General features: G+C 68.8%; 13 protein-coding genes. 12 read left to right on the top strand and 1 reads right to left on the bottom strand.

Annotated features, from left to right (window positions below; translation table 11 throughout):
- Positions 1–301 precede the first annotated feature (301 nt).
- Together ACWGI6_RS23990 and ACWGI6_RS23985 are read left to right on the top strand one after the other, a co-directional pair.
- Entirely contained in the window at positions 302–970 is a 669-nt protein-coding gene (locus ACWGI6_RS23990; protein ID WP_453269421.1) for a bifunctional 4-hydroxy-2-oxoglutarate aldolase/2-dehydro-3-deoxy-phosphogluconate aldolase, read from the top strand.
- 143 nt (positions 971–1,113) lie between these two features.
- Positions 1,114–1,941: a transporter substrate-binding domain-containing protein gene (locus ACWGI6_RS23985; RefSeq protein ID WP_453269420.1), complete on the top strand. Its 828-nt coding sequence runs from the start codon at positions 1,114–1,116 to the stop codon at positions 1,939–1,941.
- 221 nt (positions 1,942–2,162) lie between these two features.
- On the opposite strand, the gene ACWGI6_RS23980 is transcribed toward ACWGI6_RS23985, so the two are convergent.
- Positions 2,163–2,600, bottom strand: a complete 438-nt coding sequence (locus tag ACWGI6_RS23980; protein ID WP_453269419.1) for a VOC family protein — start codon at positions 2,598–2,600, stop codon at positions 2,163–2,165.
- Positions 2,601–3,405: 805 nt separating this feature from the next.
- On the opposite strand from ACWGI6_RS23980, the gene ACWGI6_RS23975 reads away from it, so the two are divergent.
- The 10 genes from ACWGI6_RS23975 to ACWGI6_RS23930 all read left to right on the top strand — a co-directional run bounded on the left by ACWGI6_RS23975 (position 3,406) and on the right by ACWGI6_RS23930 (position 18,149).
- On the top strand, positions 3,406–4,125 hold the full coding sequence (locus ACWGI6_RS23975; RefSeq protein ID WP_453269427.1) for a GntR family transcriptional regulator: 720 nt from the start codon (positions 3,406–3,408) through the stop codon (positions 4,123–4,125).
- 491 nt (positions 4,126–4,616) lie between these two features.
- Positions 4,617–5,639, top strand: coding sequence for a substrate-binding domain-containing protein (locus ACWGI6_RS23970; protein ID WP_453269418.1), 1,023 nt, complete (start codon positions 4,617–4,619; stop codon positions 5,637–5,639).
- 188 nt (positions 5,640–5,827) lie between these two features.
- Positions 5,828–6,841: a sugar ABC transporter substrate-binding protein gene (locus ACWGI6_RS23965; protein ID WP_453269417.1), complete on the top strand. Its 1,014-nt coding sequence runs from the start codon at positions 5,828–5,830 to the stop codon at positions 6,839–6,841.
- Positions 6,838–7,911: an ABC transporter permease gene (locus ACWGI6_RS23960; RefSeq protein ID WP_453269416.1), complete on the top strand. Its 1,074-nt coding sequence runs from the start codon at positions 6,838–6,840 to the stop codon at positions 7,909–7,911. Before ACWGI6_RS23965 ends, ACWGI6_RS23960 begins: the two co-directional genes overlap by 4 nt.
- The gene (locus ACWGI6_RS23955; RefSeq protein ID WP_453269415.1) at positions 7,908–8,717 is read left to right on the top strand and encodes an ATP-binding cassette domain-containing protein; all 810 of its coding nucleotides are present in this window, start codon (positions 7,908–7,910) and stop codon (positions 8,715–8,717) included. The genes ACWGI6_RS23960 and ACWGI6_RS23955 overlap by 4 nt, the downstream gene beginning before the upstream one ends.
- Before the next feature lie 229 nt (positions 8,718–8,946).
- Positions 8,947–10,068, top strand: coding sequence for an ROK family glucokinase (locus ACWGI6_RS23950; RefSeq protein ID WP_393908830.1), 1,122 nt, complete (start codon positions 8,947–8,949; stop codon positions 10,066–10,068).
- Positions 10,065–10,637: a hypothetical protein gene (locus ACWGI6_RS23945; protein WP_453269414.1), complete on the top strand. Its 573-nt coding sequence runs from the start codon at positions 10,065–10,067 to the stop codon at positions 10,635–10,637. Before ACWGI6_RS23950 ends, ACWGI6_RS23945 begins: the two co-directional genes overlap by 4 nt.
- Before the next feature lie 810 nt (positions 10,638–11,447).
- Entirely contained in the window at positions 11,448–11,903 is a 456-nt protein-coding gene (locus tag ACWGI6_RS23940) for a hypothetical protein (RefSeq protein ID WP_453269413.1), read from the top strand.
- Between the two features lie 157 nt (positions 11,904–12,060).
- Positions 12,061–13,593 (top strand): S1 family peptidase, encoded by a 1,533-nt coding sequence (locus ACWGI6_RS23935; RefSeq protein ID WP_453269412.1) that lies wholly within the window; start codon positions 12,061–12,063, stop codon positions 13,591–13,593.
- 659 nt (positions 13,594–14,252) lie between these two features.
- Positions 14,253–18,149 carry a polymorphic toxin-type HINT domain-containing protein gene (locus tag ACWGI6_RS23930; RefSeq protein ID WP_453269411.1) on the top strand — a complete coding sequence of 1,299 codons (3,897 nt, stop codon included), beginning with the start codon at positions 14,253–14,255 and terminating at the stop codon, positions 18,147–18,149.
- The last annotated feature ends 43 nt before the right edge of the window (positions 18,150–18,192 follow it).

The raw sequence follows: 18,192 nt of genomic DNA, 5'->3' as shown, positions 1-18,192 counted from the left end.
GCACATGCACCCCGGCCGCCGCCGTGCTGTGCGCCGGTGCTGCGCGCCCATTCCGTGCGCCCCCTCCCACCTCCCTCTTCTTCCCATTCTCGGCAGAAGGGGCGCACGGGGCGCACCCCCGAGGGAGGATTGTCAGTGGCTCCCGGTAGCGTTTCGGCAGAAACGAGGAGCGGGCGGGCATCGGCGGAATAAGACCATGTGAGGTCAGCTGCTGCGGCACGCCCCGGAAAGTGCCGTATCCGCCGTGGGGAACGGTGAGCCGGCATGGAGCGCTGGAGACAAGGAAGGACGGCGAACTGCCGTGTATCGCTGGGAGATCACCCGGGCCGCACTGGCGCAGCGGGTTTTCGCCATCGTCCGTAGCAGAACCTATGACGAGGCGAGCGCCACGGCCGACACCCTGCTGTCGGCCGGCATCACCAGCCTGGAGATATCCCTCACCACCCCCTTCGCCCTGGAGGCGGTCACGACGCTCACCCGCGAGCTGGGTGACGACGCCATCATCGGCGCGGGCACGGTCCTTGACGCGGTATCGGCCCGGATGGCGGTCGACGCGGGTGCCCGCTACCTCGTCTCGCCGAGCCTCGACGCCGAGGTCATCCGTACCGGCCACCGCTATGGCATCCCGGTGTTCCCCGGGGTGTCGACGCCGACCGAGATGGTCCGCGCGCTCGAACTCGGCGCGGACGCCCTCAAGCTGTTCCCCGCCTCGGCGCACGACCCGGCCTGGCTGGCCGAGGTCCGTGCCGCCCTGCCACAGGTGCCGCTGCTGCCGACGGGCGGGGTGACGGTCGACAGCGCGCCGGAGTGGATCGCGGCGGGTGCGGTCGCCGTCGGCATGGGAGCGGCGCTCTCCGAGGGTGACCGTGACACCGTCGCCAAGCGCGTCGCCGACCTCCTCAACCGCCTGGTCGAAGCCGCCCCCGACCACCCGACGACCAGAGGTACCGCGGACCTCTACGAGGACTGACGGCCCGTCGGCTCGCTGCCGCTCCGGTCCCTCCGGCCGTCCCACTGGCCGGTCAAGGGGTTCACCTGAACCACGGGCTCTGCCACCCTGAGCGCTTCGATCAGGTGATCACGCCGCCGCGTCCAGGAGTCACAGGAGCCCCCATGAAGCGCGCCGCCACCCTCTCCGCCCTGGCCTGTCTGCTCGCCGTCACCGCCGCCGCCCCGGCGGTGTCGGACGCACCCGCCGGGGGAGGGGGAGCCGCACCCGCAGCCGCCGGGAAAGCGTCGGCCCTCGACACCATCCCCCGGCGCGGTGTGCTGCGTGTCTGCACCACCGGCGACTACCGCCCCTTCAGCCACCTCGACCCCAAGACCGGTACCTACAGCGGGGTGGACATCAAGATGGCCGAGGACCTCGCCAAGAGCCTCGACGCCACGCCCCGTTACGTGGCCACGACCTGGGCCAAGCTCGTCGGCGACCTGTCGGCCGGCCGCTGTGACATCGCCATGGGCGGGGTCTCGGTCACCCTCCCGCGCGCCCGGTCCGTCTACTTCAGCGAGCCCACCCGCACCGACGGCAAGACGCCCATCGTGCGTTGCGCGGACAAGGACAAGTACCAGACCCTGCAGCAGATCGACCGGCCCGGAACCAAGGTCGTCGTCAATCCCGGGGGCACCAACGAGGAGTTCGCCCGCGCCCACCTCAAGCAGGCCGCCATCACGGTCCACCCGGACAACACCACGATCTTCGACGAGATCATCGCGGGCCGCGCGGACGTGATGATGACCGACGCCAGTGAGACCCGTTACCAGGCCAAGATCCACCCCGAACTCTGCTCGCTCCACCCGGACAAGCCCTTCTCCTTCTCCGAGAAGGCCTACGCCCTGCCCCGCGGCGACAACGAGTTCAAGGCGTATGTGGACCAGTGGGTGCACCTGGCCACCCATGACGGGACGTACCGGAAGTACGAGGACGCCTGGATGAAGTAGCACACCCGTGGTTGCGCGCCGTTGTGGAGCGCCGGCTCTCGTACCGCCCCAGGTCCTCGGAGGCACGGGCGAGAGGCGGGTGGCGAGTGGGCCGGTGCAGTGCGGGAGAGCGCGACGCTCGGTCTCGTGGCGGCGCAGGGGGGCGCTGCCGCTCAACGGTCGGGCAGGCGGCGGGGGCGAGGGGTGGTCGGGGCGGCTGAGGGACAGCCGGCGCGGGCGCCTCAGGCGTTGGTACGGGGGCCGGTATCGGTGCCCGTTTCCCCGTCGGCGTTGGCGTTGGCGTTGGCGTCGGTATCGGCGTCGGGATGTGACCTCATGTGCCCAAGGACGTTGACGACCCGGCCGTTCGGATCCTTGACGAAGAAACGGCGGACGCCCCACTCCTCGTCCTGGAGCGTCCGGACGATCTCTGCGCCGGTGGCCAGCACGGCTGCGTAGGCCGCGTCCACGTCGTCGACCTCGATGCTCATGTCAGGGACGACCGGCGCGGTCTTCTCGTGGGTCATGAAGGTGAGCTGCGCGGTGGGGTTGGCGGGGGAGGCGAGGGTCATGACCCAGCCCAGGTTCATGACTTCCTCGAACCCCAGCAGGCCGTAGAACGTGCGGTTCTCCTCCAGGGCATCGGACTGGATGTCGGGGACGACGCGACGTACGGGCATGGCCGGCTGACTCCTCGGGGAGGGGCGGGGCATTCAGAAGGGCGGGGCGTTCCTCAGCCTTTGGATATCAGAAAAGGCCTCGGGTGTACGGGGAACCAGGGGCTTGGGCATCGCTGCACGGATGGTGAGCCACGGTCGGGCGACGTGGGGAGGTGCACCCGCTCCGGAGGGTGGTGACCGACGAGGACGGCGTGGCGGCCGCCGCGGCCGAAGTGGCCCGGCGCTCCGGCCGGTTGGGCGCTCTCCTCGCCTCCAGGGAGGCCGGCTCGCTCACCACCATGGGCGGCGGCACCCCCCGCGTACATCGCTCCCAAGACCGCCCTCGATGCGCCGCCCTCGATGCGCCTCCCCGGATGCCGGCGGCCGGGCTGCGGGCCGATGGCGTTCTGGTCGATGCGGTCTGCCCCGGCCGGGTCCGGTCTGCCCCGGCCGGGTGGTCACCGATGTGGACGGGTCGGGCGGCCGTCCGGTCGTGGAGGGCGCGGCCGATGTCGTGTACGCGGCGACCCGGCCGATGGCGACCCGATGGGCGGCTTCTCCGCGACGGTCGCCCGCTCCCTGGCAGGCCCCGCCCGAGCGCTCGGGCCACGGGCCACCGGGTCCCGCCCTCACCCGGGCCCCCGCCCCGTAAGGCCGGGCCCCCGCCCCGTAAGCCGAGCCTTGACCCGCAAGCCAGGCCTGGGCCGCCCTTGTCCGGACAATGTGACCTCCGGACTTCCCGTCATCTGCCCGGGCGGATACGCTCACGAGCGTGGGGAAACGCGATACAGAAGCCCTGGGGGCCGAGAGCCCCGTCCAGTTCAGCGTGGACCGGAGCAGTCCGGTCCCGTTGTATTTCCAGCTGTCCCAGCAGCTGGAGGCCGCCATCGAGCACGGCAAGCTGGCTCCCGGCAGTCTGCTCGGCAATGAGATCGAGCTGGCCGGCCGGCTCGGCCTGTCCCGGCCGACGGTGCGGCAGGCGATCCAGTCGCTGGTCGACAAGGGGCTGCTGGTGCGCCGCCGCGGGATCGGCACCCAGGTCGTCCACAGCCAGGTCAAGCGCCCGCTGGAGCTGAGCAGCCTCTACGACGACCTGGAGGCGGCCGGGCAGAAGCCGGCCACCCGTGTGCTGCTCAACACCACCACCGAGGCCGACGCCGAGGTCGCCGCCGCGCTGGGCATCGCCGAGGGAGCCGAGGTCGCGCTGGTAGAGCGGCTGCGGCTGACGCACGGCGAGCCGGTCGCGCATCTGCGCAACCACCTTCCCGCGGGGCTGCTCAAGCTGGAGACCGCCGAGCTGGAGGAGACCGGTCTGTACCGCCTGATGCGGTCGGCCGGCATCACCCTGCACAGCGCCCGTCAGGCCGTCGGCGCACGCGCCGCGACCGCCGAGGAGGGCGCGCGGCTCGACGAGCCCGAGGGCGCCCCGCTGCTCACGATGCAGCGGACGACGTTCGACGACACCGGGCGCGCGGTGGAGTTCGGCTCGCATGTCTATCGCGCCTCCCGTTACGCCTTCGAGTTCCAACTGCTGGTCCGGCCCTGATTGGGGGGCGCCCCTTCCCGGCCCTGAGCGGGCAAGGGAGACCCTTCCCGGCTCTGAGGCGGGGGAGGGCGATCCGTCCTGGCCCTGAGCGGGGAGAGTGATCCCTCCGGGCCCGGCGGCGGAGCGGTCAGCCGTGGGCTGCGCTCCCGTCTCGGCGCTGCCCGATATCCGCCCCCGGCCTGAGCGCGGCACGCGCCTCGTACGGTCCCCCGAGCGTGGAACGCCGGGCTCGTCCCCACCGTGAAGCGCCGGGCGTCTCTGAGTGCCCCTGAGGCACCTCTGAGTGCCCCTGAGGGGTCCCCGGACCGGTCGGTTTCGCCGCCCCGAGCGCAACCGGACAGGCGGATATCAGCCGCAATGTCCCCCTATGGGGCGCCCGCGCAGCACCCTCTCGTCAGAATGTTCTGACAAACCATTGACGCGGCTCTGCGTGCGCCGTTACAAACTCCTCCAGCCGCATTCCGGCGGCCGGGAGAAAAGGCGGTCCCACGATGATCGGCGTGCGTACGGCTAGCCCCCTCACTGTCCGCGGCGTCGCTGTGCGCGGCGTCGCCGCTTTACTGGCGATCGTCGCGCTGGCCACCGGGTGCAGTGCCGCCGGCGGGCAGGACGCCGAGGGCGCGGCCTCCGGGTCCGGGAAGGGTGCCGGCACCCCGCGCATGACCATCGGGATGGTCAGTCACTCCGGGGATGGCGACACCTTCTGGGACATCGTGCAGAACGGTGCCGAGCAGGCCGCCGCCAAGGACAACGTGAAGTTCCTGTACGCCCATGACAAGGAGGGTGGCCAGCAGGCCGCGCTGATCCAGTCGTACATCGATCAGAAGGTCGACGGGCTGATCGTCACCCTCGCCAAGCCGCAGGCCGTCAAGGCGGCCGTCCGCAAGGCCGTGGCGCAGGGCATCCCGGTCATCACCGTGAACTCCGGCGGCGAGTTCTCCCGGGCGTACGGGGCCCTGACCCACATCGGGCAGGACGAGTCGGTGGCCGGGCGGGCGGTCGGTGCGGAGCTGAACAGCCGGCACCGGAAGAAGGTCCTCTGCGTCCTCCACGAGCAGGGCAACGTGTCGCTGGAGGACCGCTGTGCCGGCGTCCGCAAGGCCTTCCACGGGACGGTCGAGAACCTCGATGTCGACGGCACCAACGCGCCGGCCTCGCAGTCCTCGGTCGAGGCCAAGCTGCAGTCCGACAAGGCCATCGACGCGATCGTCACGCTCGGCGCCCCGATGGCCGCGATATCCGTCAAGGCCAAGGAACAGGCGGGCAGCTCCGCGCAGATCGCGACCTTCGATCTGAACTCCGCCGTCGTCAAGCTGCTCAAGGCCAAGGACGTCACCTTCGCCGTCGACCAGCAGCCCTATCTCCAGGGCTACGAGGCGGTGGACCTGTTGTGGCTCCACCGCGCCAACGCCGATGTGCTCGGCGGCGGCAAGCCGGTGCTCACCGGCCCGGCCCTGGTCACCGAGAAGGACGTACCGAAGCTGACCGAATACACCGGGCGAGGCACCCGGTGAAGCCACAGGGAAGACGGGACCCGATGAACCGGGACAGATCACCGGTAACGGATACTTGGCCGGTTGGGCCCGGCCGACCGGTGCCGGAGCCGGTGTACGACACCGCAGGCGCACGGGCCGGCCGGTCCGGACAGCGCAGACAACCAACGCAGCCGACACGGCAGCATCAGCGGGAAGGGCGAGTCCTCGTGGCACGGGTTCGAAGAAGGGGACGCGTCGTCAGCGCCGTGCTGGCGGCGGCGCTCGGCGCCTCCCTGGCGGGGTGCAGCAGCACCGGAGGCCTGCGCGCCGAGCAGGAACGCGCCGCCAAGGCAGCCGGCGGCAAGGCCGCGGTGAACACCCCCAGGTGGACGTTCGCGATGGTCACCCACTCGGGAGACGGCGACACCTTCTGGGACATCGTCCAGAACGGCGCCCAGCAGGCCGCCGTCAAGGACAACATCAAGTTCCTCTACGGGCACGACAAGGAGGCCCAGCGGCAGAGCCAGCTGGTGCAGTCCTACATCGACCAGAAGGTCGACGGGCTGATCGTCTCGCTCGCCAAGCCCAACGCCATGAAGGACGTGGTCGCCAAGGCCGAGAAGGCCGGCATCCCGGTGATCACGGTGAACTCCGGTGCCGAGGAGTCCAAGGCGTTCGGTGCGCTCACGCACATCGGTCAGGACGAGACGGTGGCCGGCGAGGCGGTCGGCGAGGAGCTGAACAAGCGCGGCCGGAAGAAGGCCCTGTGTGTCCTGCACGAGCAGGGCAATGTCGGCCATGAGCAGCGCTGCGACGGCGCCAAGAAGACCTTCAAGGGCGATCTGCAGAAGCTGTATGTCGAGGGCACCAACATGCCCGATGTGCAGTCCTCCATCGAGTCCAAGCTGCAGGCGGACAGCTCCATCGACTCCGTCGTCACGCTCGGCGCGCCGTTCGCCTCCACCGCCGTCAAGGCCAAGGAGCAGGCCGGCAGCAAGGCCGAGATCGACACCTTCGACCTCAATGCCCAGGTCGCGACCGGTCTCAAGGACGGCAGCCTCGGCTTCGCCGTCGACCAGCAGCCCTACCTCCAGGGCTACGAGGCCGTCGACCTGCTGTGGCTCTACAAGTACAACTCCGACGTCCTCGGCGGCGGCAAGCCGGTGCTCACCGGACCCCAGGTGATCACCAAGAAGGACGCCGCCGCGCTCCAGGACTACACGAAGCGGGGGACGCGATGAGCCACACCGAAGCACCGCCGCTGCCGCCCACGGGGCCGCCCGCCAAGAGCGCCGGCGACGAACGGCTGCTGCACCGCTCGCTGGCGCGTCGGCTGATGGGCCGCCCCGAACTGGGCTCGGTCGTCGGCGCCGCCGCGGTCTTCGTGTTCTTCTCGATCGTCGCCGAGCCGTTCCTGCAGGCCTCCAGCCTCTCCACCGTGCTCTACGCGTCCTCGACGATCGGCATCATGGCCGTGCCGGTGGCGCTGCTGATGATCGGCGGGGAGTTCGATCTCTCGGCCGGTGTCATGGTCGTCAGCTCGGCGCTGATCTCCTCGATGTTCAGCTACCAGATGACGGCCAACACCTGGGTGGGTGTCGGGGTGTCCCTGCTGGTCACCCTGGCCATCGGGGCCTTCAACGGCCTGCTGCTGACCCGTACGAAGCTGCCCAGCTTCATCATCACGCTGGGCACCTTCTTCATGCTGACCGGCCTCAACCTCGGCTTCACCAAGCTGATCAGCGGCACGGTCTCGACGAAGTCCATCGCCGACATGGAGGGCTTCGACTCGGCCCGTACGCTCTTCGCCTCGCATCTGACCCTCGGCAGCGTCGACATCCAGGTCACCATCCTGTGGTGGATCGTGCTGGTCGCCCTGGCCACCTGGATCCTGCTGCGCACCCGCGTCGGCAACTGGATCTTCGCGGTCGGCGGCAACGCCGATGCGGCGCGGGCGGTGGGTGTCCCGGTCACCAAGACCAAGATCGGCCTCTATATGGGCGTCGCCTTCGCCGCCTGGGTCTCCGGCCAGCATCTGTTGTTCTCGTACGACGCGATCCAGTCCGGCGACGGGGTGGGCAACGAGTTCCTGTACATCATCGCCGCGGCGGTCGGCGGCTGTCTGATGACCGGCGGCTTCGGCTCGGCGATCGGTGCCGCCGTCGGCGCCTTCATCTTCGGCATGGCCAGCAAGGGCATCGTCTACGCGCAGTGGAATCCGGACTGGTACAAGTTCTTCCTCGGCGCGATGCTGCTGCTCGCCACGCTCCTGAACGCATGGGTCCGCAAGCGGGCGGAGGAAAAGGCATGACAGCGCTGGTCGAGCTGGCCGACGTCAGCAAGTACTACGGCAATGTCCGGGCGTTGGAAGGCGTGTCCCTGGAGGTGCACGCGGGGGAGATCTCCTGTGTGCTCGGTGACAACGGCGCCGGCAAATCCACCCTCATCAAGATCATCGCGGGGCTGCACCGGCACGACGCCGGTTCCTTCGCCATCGACGGCGAGGAGACCGGCCTCTCCTCCCCGCGCGAGGCCCTGGACCGCGGGATCGCCACCGTCTACCAGGACCTGGCCGTCGTTCCCCTGATGCCGGTGTGGCGGAACTTCTTCCTCGGCTCCGAGCCCACCACCGGGAAGGGCCCCTTCAAGCGGCTCGACGTCAAGACGATGCGCAGGACCACCCGTAGTGAGCTGCTGCGGATGGGCATCGACCTGCGCGATGTCGATCAGCCCATCGGCACCCTCTCGGGCGGCGAACGGCAGTGCGTGGCCATCGCCCGCGCCGTCTACTTCGGTGCCAAGGTCCTCGTCCTGGACGAGCCGACGGCGGCACTCGGTGTCAAGCAGTCCGGTGTGGTCCTCAAGTACGTCGCGGCCGCGCGGGACGCCGGGCTCGGCGTGGTGTTGATCACCCACAACCCGCACCACGCCTATCTCGTCGGCGACCGCTTCGTGCTCCTCAAACGCGGCACGATGGCCGGCAGCCACGCCAAGTCGGAGATCGCGCTGGAAGAGCTGACCCGCCAAATGGCGGGCGGCAGCGAACTGGAGCAGCTCAGCCATGAGCTCTCCCGGACCGCGACCCCGGAGTTCCCCGGCGGCCATCGGCCCGAGTGATCACCATCACGCCCCGCACGGCCCCCGGGCCGTGCGGGGCGCATTACTCCCCGTCGCGGTGCGCCGGACGCCGCCGGTGATGCACAATCGCACCGAACCCGCACATCGAGGCCCCGGCCTCCCGAGACCCCGCAGGGACGAGACGACTCTTGCGAGCACGCAGCCGCCGCATGGGGGCACCACCCACCCTCACCAGGCAGTGGGGGAGTAACGGCGAAGAGGTGGGTCGATGAGCATGTACCGGGACCGGGTGCACCGAGGATCCGCCAGAGCCACCGTGCTGCGCACGGTCGGCACCCGCGAGCGGCGCTCGCATCTGACCGCCCCCCGGGTGCCCACCGTCGGTATCGACATCGGCGGTACCAAGGTCATGGCGGGTGTGGTCGACGCCGACGGCACCATTCTGGAGAAGGTCCGCACCGAGACGCCGGACAAGTCCAAGAGCCCCAGGGTCGTCGAGGACACCATCACCGAGCTGGTGCTCGACCTCTCCGACCGGCACGACGTCCATGCGGTCGGCATCGGCGCGGCCGGCTGGGTCGACGCGGACCGCAGCAAGGTGCTGTTCGCACCGCATCTGAACTGGCGCAACGAACCGCTGCGCGACCGCCTCGCCGGCCGCCTCGCGGTCCCGGTCATGGTCGACAACGACGCCAACACCGCCGCCTGGGCGGAGTGGCGCTTCGGCGCCGGCCGTGGCGAGGACCATCTCGTCATGATCACGCTCGGTACCGGCATCGGCGGCGCGATCCTGGAGGACGGCGCGGTCAAGCGCGGCAAGTACGGCGTGGCGGGTGAATTCGGCCATATGCAGGTCGTCCCCGGCGGCCACCGCTGCCCGTGCGGCAATCGCGGCTGCTGGGAGCAGTACAGCTCCGGCAACGCCCTGGTGCGCGAGGCCCGTGAGCTGGCCGCCGCCGACTCCCCGGTCGCGTACAACATCATCGAGCGGGTCGGCGGCCGCATCGGCGACATCACCGGACCGCTGATCACCGAGCTGGCCCGGGACGGTGACGCGATGTGCGTCGAACTCCTCCAGGAGATCGGCCAGTGGCTCGGCGTCGGCATCGCCAACCTCGCCGCCGCCCTCGACCCGTCCTGCTTCGTCATCGGCGGCGGCGTCAGCGCCGCCGACGACCTGCTGATCGGCCCGGCCAGGGAGGCCTTCCGCCGCCAGCTCACCGGCCGCGGCTACCGTCCCGAAGCCACCATCACCAAGGCCCAGCTGGGCCCGGAGGCCGGTATGGTCGGTGCCGCCGACCTGGCCCGCCTGGTGGCCCGCCGCTTCCGGCGCGCCAACCGGCGCCGCGTCGAGCGCTACGAACGCTACGAACGGGCAGGCCGCCGATGACCGACACCGACCTGCACACCGTGCACGACGATCCGCACCCCACCCCGCCGCCGCGCGTCAAGCGCCGCCGCCCGGTGCTGCTGGCGCTGATCGTCTTCCTGCTGATCGCGATCCCGGCCGGCTATATCGTCATCTCCGCCGAGCAGAGCCGGGACAGCGGCGAGGGCAAGGAGTCCGAGGCCGCCGCCACCGGCCTGACCAACGCCTTCCCCTCCAAGGTCCAGCAGCGGATCTACAACGTCCCGGTGCCGATCGGCTCCACCCCGGTCTACTACTACGAGACCAACTCCTGGCAGACCAGCTCGCTGTTCGTGCAGTTCAGGACCAACGAGTGGGGCCTTGAGCACTACCTCAACGCCGTCGGCACCAGCACCGCCGCCCTCAAGAAGAACCAGCAGACCATCCCGCCGGAGCAGGCGGCGAAGGCCGGCTGGGACTTCGGGATCGACTGGCCGTGGGCCGGCACGACGACCTCGGGCCAGGCACCGCACCCGTACCAGCGGATCATGGTCAGCTACGACGAGCCGGGGCACCCGGTCGTCTACACCGTCTCGACGGTGAAATTCTGACGGGATCCGGTGCCGGGTTGCTCCCGTTTCGTACCCCGTCGCAAGGGAGCTCCGCACCGGGTTCCGGTCGCGGTTCTCCACCCGCCCGGCGTCGAAGGCTGCCCTGAAACGCGATGTGACCTGGGAGGTCCCGGCTCTCTTGGCATGAGGCGGTCCGCCTTCCTGCGAGCCCCTGCGACAGGGGCTTCCGTGAGAGGCGAGGGACCCCCGTCGGCCTGAGCCGACGGGGGGTTTTGCGTGTGACGGCGGGGTCGCGCTGTGCGGTGTTCGACGGGTCTTGGTTGTCCTCTGGCTCGCCGCTTCCGACCGGCACCCCCTGCAGGGCCGAAGGCCGGCGACATTACGCGGCACTCCGAGGCAGACCTGGCCTGGGCCAGACCATGAGTTCCGGAGGTGCACAAGAGTCTCCGCATCGAGTACCGGCGGCTGGGGGACGCCTGGTCGGCGTGAACGACGTCCCCGATCGGGCAGTTCATTCTCGACTCGTCAGGCAGGGAGCCTCGGTGCCTCGTATAGAGGAACGGCGGTGCTGGCCGGTCCTCTCCGCCATGGCAACCGCAGCCCTCGAACCCCAGGAAAGCCCGCTTGGGCAACAGAGGTAGGCGCGTACGGGCGCGTATCGAAGGTGGGTGAACGGGCGGAAGTTGACAACCGTCGGCCCGGGCGTGACATAGACACGTTCGCAAATGCCTTACATATGCTTTACTTCTTCACTGCAACGACACATGTTGACATCCACCCCTTTGAACGGAAGACGCCGTGGCGATACCTCATGCCCGAAAGGCGCTGTTAGTCGGCCTTGTTGGCGCAATGTCACTGTCGGCCGTGATGGCCGGTCTGACCCTCGCGCAGGCCGCCCCGCAGGACGACCCGCCCCCCGCAACCGCAACCGAAATGCCCTCCGCCGTCGAGGACTTCAGCTACCCGAACGCCGCGCGGATCCTTCAGGATCAGAAGATCGCCCTGAAGCGGGGCGACGGTCACATCCTGCTGACCGGCTGCGACTCCGCCCACGACATCATGGTCAAGTCCCGGACCGGCCAGATGGATTACTGCTTCGCGGTCCGTGGCACCAAGGGCTACCTGACGATGGAACTGGCCGACGCATTCGGCATGTGGACCGAGGGGCACCCGGTGCAAGCCAAGATCACCGCTGACGGCAAGGAAACCGTCATCAACGCGCCCAAGAACGACTACAAGCCGTTGGGCGAGGCCGGCAGCTCCGAGAAGCGCTCGGTCCTTCTGGAACTCCGCGTCACCAGCTGACGCCGTCCCGACGACAACATCCCTGGGCAACAGTGGTCTGGGGCCGCACTGTTGAGTGTGCCCGGGACTGCGCCCCTTCCCGAACGAACAGAAAGTGTCAGTGATGGGCAGACGTTCGCGCGCCGCGTGGATATCAGGATTATGCGCAGCTTCCGTCATGACGAGCGGGCAGGCGTACGCAGTCGCCGGTGGGACCGCCGCCCCGGGCGGCGCCTACGCGTTCGCCGTGAAACTCGACATCGGTGACGGCAAGCGCAGCTGCTCGGGTGCGCTGGTGGACAAGCAGTGGGTGCTCACCGCCGCAGGCTGCTTCGCCGACGACCCCAAGAGCCCGAAGGTCACCGAGGGCGCGCCGAAGTGGAAGACCACGGCGACCGTCGGCCGTACCGACCTGACCGGTTCGGCCGGCAGCGTCACCGACGTCACCCAGGTGGTGCCCTATGCGGGGCGCGACGTGGTGATGGCTCAGCTGGCCAAGCCGGTCAGCGGCGTCACGCCCGTGGCCGTCGCCTCGGCTCCCGCCACGCAGGGGGAGGAGCTGAAGGTCATCGGTTTCGGCCGGACCAAGACCGAGTGGGTGCCCGACAAGCTGCACGCGGCCGCCTTCACGGTGGACGCGGTGCAGGACGGCAAGCTGGAGATCACCGGCAAGAGCGCGGCGGTGTGCAAGGGCGACACCGGCGGACCGGCCCTGCGCGAGAGCGGCGGCCGGATCGAGTTGGTTGCCGTCAACAGCACGTCCTGGCAGGGCGGTTGCCTGGGCACGGATCCGGCCGAGGCCCGCACCGGCGCCGTGGATGCCCGGGTGGACGACCTCGCCGCCTGGGTGCAGCAGGTCCGCTACCGGCCGGTCTTCGCCGCCGCGCCGTGGGAGAAGGCCACCCACATCGCCTCGGGCTACTTCACCGGCGGTTCGGCCGGCGGCACCCGGCACATGGACATGATCGTGCGCTGGAACGACGCGGAAGTCACCCTCTACCAGGGCTCCGACGACAAGGACCCCCGCCACCCCTTCGCCGCCGAGTACCAGCTGGCCAAACCGCCGGAGCCGGGCAAGACCAGCATCTGGCAGCACGCCAAGCAGATCACCGGCGTCAGTTTCGGCGGCGGTACGGACGGGCTGGTGGTGCGCTGGGGCGACGGTGAACTGACCCAGTACACCCATGTCGACGCCAAGGGCTTCCACGGGGAGAAGCAGCTCGCCAAGGCCAAGAACACCTTCTGGCCGCACGCCCAGCAGATCACCGCAGGCCGCTACTCGGCCAACCAGCAGCGTGACGACCTGCTCGTGACCTGGGACGACGGCCGCGTCAGCCTCCACCCCGACCTCAACACCAACGGCGTGGCGGACAAGGCACAGAAGCTGCTCGCCAAAACGAGCACCTGGACGCACGCCACCCAGATCAGCGCCGGGGAGTTCACCGGCAAGAAGACCATGGACCTGCTGGTGCGGTGGTCGGACGGCGAGGCCACCCTCTACCCGGGCGTCGACACCGCGGGCTTCCACGGCGAGAGTCAGCTGTTCAAGCCGAAGACCGACTGGAACGACGCCACCGTCCTCAACGCCGGCGCCTTCGTTGGCAACGAGCGGATCCATGACGTCCTCGTGCGGCGGGCGAAGGGCGCGCTCAGCATGTACCCGGGCTTGGCCCCTGGGGGTAAGCCCAGCGAGGTCAAGATCGTCGGTTGAGCCCACGTCGCGTGATGCGGTGGGGTTGACGCCCCGCCGCATCACGCGGCACCGACAGAACATCTCGATCGGCCAAGTCCGGTTGGCTCCGGTCTTCAGGCCCCTACGTCACAACGGAATAGTCATGAGACGCATACCGTGGATGCGCGCGACCGTCTTGGCGCATCCGCGTCGCCGTTCCGCACAAAAATGTGCGCGCTGCTGACGAGCTGACCGTGGCCTCGAGTGCGTCGAGCATCTCGGCCTTTCCCCACTGACGTCCTGAATCCCGTGGGGACAGGCCAGGTTTACCAAGCCGGTGAACGGGGCCGTCCATGCCCTGACGCCGTTCACCGTCACCGGCCCGCCAATTCTTCACCCGGACGCTGCCCTCAGCGGAAGCCCGGAACCACGTCACGGCCGCTTCCGGGCCCGGGTGCCGGACCCGGAAACAGATCCGCTTGCGCGGCCACTATCCACCCGCCCTGAGGCACACGTCCGTACGTGCTCCCCCTTTGCTGAATGAACTTACGAGGCGTCGGGGCACCACCGATCGCTGTGAAGAACAAGAGAGGACTGAACGGATGACACTGAGACCAAGCACAATGAGAGCCCCGTGGCTCCTCAAGAGCGGCCCCTTATTCAGCAGAAGCAGACCGCCGCATCGTGGCACATGGACCATGCTGCTGTCCGCCTCGCTGGTGGCGGGACTCCTGGGGGCAGGGCCCGCCACAGCGGACACCAACGACGACGACCTGCCCTTCATGCGTGAACTGGTCGTCGGCGTATGGATGAACGGCGGTGCGGGGATCAAGGAGGCGGCCGAGCAGGCGCTTCTCGGCTCGGACCAGGACATCAAGACGTTCCTCGACCAGAGGGACAGCATCGAGTTCGTCGACGACTACGTCGATGCGAGCCGGGTCTTCAATGCTGGTGGTCCCGCGGTACGCGAGGCAGCCAAGACGGCCCTGAAGAACAGCACTTCGGAGCACCCCGAGGCGCTGCGGACGTTTTTGAAGGATGGCTGGAAGGCTCCGCTGGAGGAGGACCAGCAGGTCGAGGTCTCGAGGGTCATCAACTTCGGGGGCAACGGCGTCAAGGACGCCGGCAAGGCAGCCTTGAAGGGCACCCCCGAAGACCGCGCAAAGTTCCTCGCGGAGGGGCAGTACACGGTACGCGAGACGGACAACGAGGTCGAGGTCTCGCAGCTCGTCAACTCGGGCGGCCCGGCGGTCAAGGCGGCCGGCAAGGTCGCGCTCAAGGGCACGCCCGACGACATCGTCGAGTTTCTTGAGGTGGGGCAGTTCGTCGCGCGCAATCGCGATCAGGAACATGCCACCATCGCCCAGCTGACCGAGCAGGCCACCTTGGCCGGCAAGCGGGCCAAGGACGCGACGGAGAAGGCGCAGGAAGCCTCCACGCGTGCGATCGAGGCGTCGGATCTCGCCAAGGAAGCCGCCCTGAAGGCGGCACGGGAGACCAACGCCGCCAAGAACGACTCCCGGCGGGCGGCGGTCAAGGCCAAGCAGGCCGCTGATGCGGCACGGGCTGCCGCCGCCGCGTCGCAGACGGCCATCAGCGCGGCCAACGCCGCCAACCGCTCGGCCCGCATTGCCGCCTTCGCAGCGGCGCAGACCGCCGCGGCAGCTGCCAATGCCGCCGACGCGGCCAACGACGCCTACAACGCCTCGATCGCGGCCGCGTCCGACGCGGGACGGGCGGGCGAAGCCAGGGACATGGCGAAGAAGGCCCGGGCAGCGGCCACTCTCGCAAGGACCTCCGCGCAGGCGGCCAAGGAGGCCGGCGCAGCCTCGCTGGCCGCGGGCGCAGCCGCGAAGGCCTCCCGCAGCGCCAGCAGCAACGCCAACGCCGCGGCGGACGCGGCCGATGAGGCCAACAACTACGCCGAGGCCGCAGGCGTCCACTCCAACGAGGCCAAGGCGGCCGCCGCGGAGACCCGCCGCCACGCCAACGAGGCCGACCGGGCCGCCAACGCCGCCGAAGCCCTGGCACGCAAGTCCGCCAACGCCGCCGAAGAAGCACGTGCCGCCGCGGATTCCGCAGCCACGCATGCCGACAACGCCGCGACGGCCGCGGAAGAGGCCGCCAAGCACGCCGGCGAATCAGCCAAGGCGGCCGAACAGGCAAGAAAGCACGCAGCCGCCGCGAACAAGGCGGCAGATGCGGCTGAGTCGGCGGCAGCGACCGCCAAGAAGGTCTTCGCCATCGCCCGCGAAGCCGAGGCGGAAGACCTCACCACCCGCACCGCTGCCGGCGTCGAACGTGCCAGGTCCCACGCGGCACAGACCTCCTCTGTCACCTCCGCCTCCGCGGCGGACCTGGTCGAGTCCCGCTCCCTGGACACCACGGCAGCCGAACTGGCCGCCGAGGCGGACAAGCCCGGCGCCGACACCAAGGCGATCGCCGCGAAGGGCCGCATCCTTGCCCTCAAGGCGCTGAAGATTCGCGGTCCCTGGCACCAGGAGGCCGCCGCCAGAGCCCTGTCAGGGCTGGATGACCAGGTCCTGGAGTACCTGCGTACCGGGTGGAAGCAGGCCGCTCAGGACGAGGTCCGTGAGCAGGTCTCCCAGCTCAGCACGCAAAGCCCCTACGAGGTCGTACGCAAGGGTGCTGCAGAGGCGCTCAAGGGTTCCGATCAGCAGGTCAGCGACTTCTACGCGGCCGGTCAGTACGACGTGGCCGTCACCGACTACGCCGTGCGCGTCTCCCAGATCAACAACGCCGGCGGCCCCGGCGTGAAGGAGGCGTCCAAGGCTGCACTGGCCAACGGCAAGGGCAAGGTGCTCGCTGCGTTCATCAGCAACGGCCAGTATGCGGCGCTGAACTCCGACGAGCAGGTCATCGCTTCCAAGCTCGTCAACGACGGCGGTCCGGAGATGAAGGCCGCAGCCAAAATCGCCCTGGCCGATTCCGCCGATCAACTGCACGACTTCGTCCAGGTCGGCCAGTACATGTCCGACCGCAAGGACAAACTCGCCGGCACGCACATCGCCCAGATGCAGCGGCTGATCGCGGAAGCCTCCGGCGTAGCGGCCAAGGCCCGACAGCACAGCTGGAAGGCGGCAGAAGCCGCCGCCAAGGCCACCGATGCTTCGGACGACGCAGCCAAGGCCGCGGGCGAGGCAAAAAAGTCCGCCAAGCTCGCGGGCCAGTACGCCGACGACGCCGACAAGTCCGCCACCAGCGCCGAGAACAGCGCCGCCCAGGCAGCCACGTCCGCGAAGACCGCACGCAACGCGGCCAACGCCGCCGGCCGCGACGCCGCCGACGCCGAAACCTCCGCAGCCCAGGCGGAGTTCTCCGCCAATTACGCGCGCAACTCGGCCTACCTCGCCACTTCGGCGGCCGACGACGCCCATGCCGCCGCACTCGACGCCGGCAAGAGCGCCAAGGAAGCCAACACCCTCGCCACCCAGGCATGGACCGAGGTGAAGAAGAAGCGCGAGAGCGAGGTAGCCGAAGCACGCCGCAAAGCCGAAGAAGCCCGCAAGGAACAGGAGAAGCAAAAGGCCAAGAAGCCACACTGCGTCTCTCACACCGGCAACGAAATAGCCGGGCTCCTGCCCTGCGTCCTCTCCGGCGGCGACGTCACTCCCGTCATCGACCCCACCCTTACCGCCGTGGTATGGGAAATCACCGGCCTCAATGACCTCAGGGAGTGCATCAAGAACCCCGCCTTCGGAGCATGCACCGCCTTCGCCATTTCCGTCCTCCCCGTCGGCAAGGTCAGGCTCCTCAAGAAGCTCGGCGAGGGCATCGAAGACATCGCTGAAGGCTCACGGGTCGCGAAAAGGGCTAAGTGCTTCAAGTGCTTCCTCGCCGGCACCAGAGTGCTCATGGCGGATCACTCGACGAAGAACATCGAGTCGGTGAAGGCCGGTGACGAGGTAATCGCTACCGACCCGGTCAGTGGACTCACAGGGAAGCGCAGGGTCACCGGCCTCATCGTCACGGAACACGACAAGAACTTCAACGAACTCACCATCGCCACCCCCCAGGGAAATCGCCACCTCACCGCCACCAACGAGCACCCCTTCTGGTCACCCTCGCAGCACGCCTGGACCGAAGCCGCCCACTTGCGTCCTGGCATGACACTGAGGACCGTTGATGGCAGCGCGGTCACGATCAAGGGCAATCGCCCGTTCAGTGAAAACGCCAGGACGTACAACCTGACAGTCGATAACCTGCACACGTACTATGTACTCGCAGGCGGGACGCCGGTATTGGTGCACAATACCGACTGCGGCGCAGACTTGGGTGAGCTCTGGAAGCCGAAGCCTGCGTCACAGGTTTGCGGAAAGGGCGGCTGTGAGGCTGTCGCGGACCACATCCAGTCGGTTATCGGCGGCGACATCATGCGGATCACCGACAAGTACGGCGCACCACAGTTGGGGAAGTATCGTGGTGTCGACAGTGGTTGGCATTATCACGATGTCGTCGTCAAGGATGGCCGTGTATTCGATGCCACAACCGGGAGACGAGGTGAGTCAATTGCTGAGTACCGGTCGAATTTTGAGTACGGTGATGACCTCGTCTTCAATCCGGCTCCACGATAAGGAAGTGACGGCAGTGGATCTCCTCGAAAGGCTCGCTGACGTA

This window comes from Streptomyces sp. NPDC054786, assembly GCF_053611685.1.
This window is presented reverse-complemented; position numbering and strand designations above follow the sequence as displayed.

Excerpts from the sequence above, each read along its gene's own strand:
- ACWGI6_RS23985 (WP_453269420.1), top strand. The coding sequence starts at position 1,114 with ATGAAGCGCGCCGCCACCCTCTCCGCCCTGGCCTGTCTGCTCGCCGTC.
- ACWGI6_RS23980 (WP_453269419.1), bottom strand. The coding sequence starts at position 2,600 with ATGCCCGTACGTCGCGTCGTCCCCGACATCCAGTCCGATGCCCTGGAG.
- ACWGI6_RS23970 (WP_453269418.1), top strand. The coding sequence starts at position 4,617 with ATGATCGGCGTGCGTACGGCTAGCCCCCTCACTGTCCGCGGCGTCGCT.
- ACWGI6_RS23960 (WP_453269416.1), top strand. The coding sequence starts at position 6,838 with ATGAGCCACACCGAAGCACCGCCGCTGCCGCCCACGGGGCCGCCCGCC.
- ACWGI6_RS23955 (WP_453269415.1), top strand. The coding sequence starts at position 7,908 with ATGACAGCGCTGGTCGAGCTGGCCGACGTCAGCAAGTACTACGGCAAT.
- ACWGI6_RS23950 (WP_393908830.1), top strand. The coding sequence starts at position 8,947 with ATGAGCATGTACCGGGACCGGGTGCACCGAGGATCCGCCAGAGCCACC.
- ACWGI6_RS23945 (WP_453269414.1), top strand. The coding sequence starts at position 10,065 with ATGACCGACACCGACCTGCACACCGTGCACGACGATCCGCACCCCACC.
- ACWGI6_RS23940 (WP_453269413.1), top strand. The coding sequence starts at position 11,448 with ATGTCACTGTCGGCCGTGATGGCCGGTCTGACCCTCGCGCAGGCCGCC.
- ACWGI6_RS23935 (WP_453269412.1), top strand. The coding sequence starts at position 12,061 with ATGACGAGCGGGCAGGCGTACGCAGTCGCCGGTGGGACCGCCGCCCCG.
- ACWGI6_RS23930 (WP_453269411.1), top strand. The coding sequence starts at position 14,253 with ATGCTGCTGTCCGCCTCGCTGGTGGCGGGACTCCTGGGGGCAGGGCCC.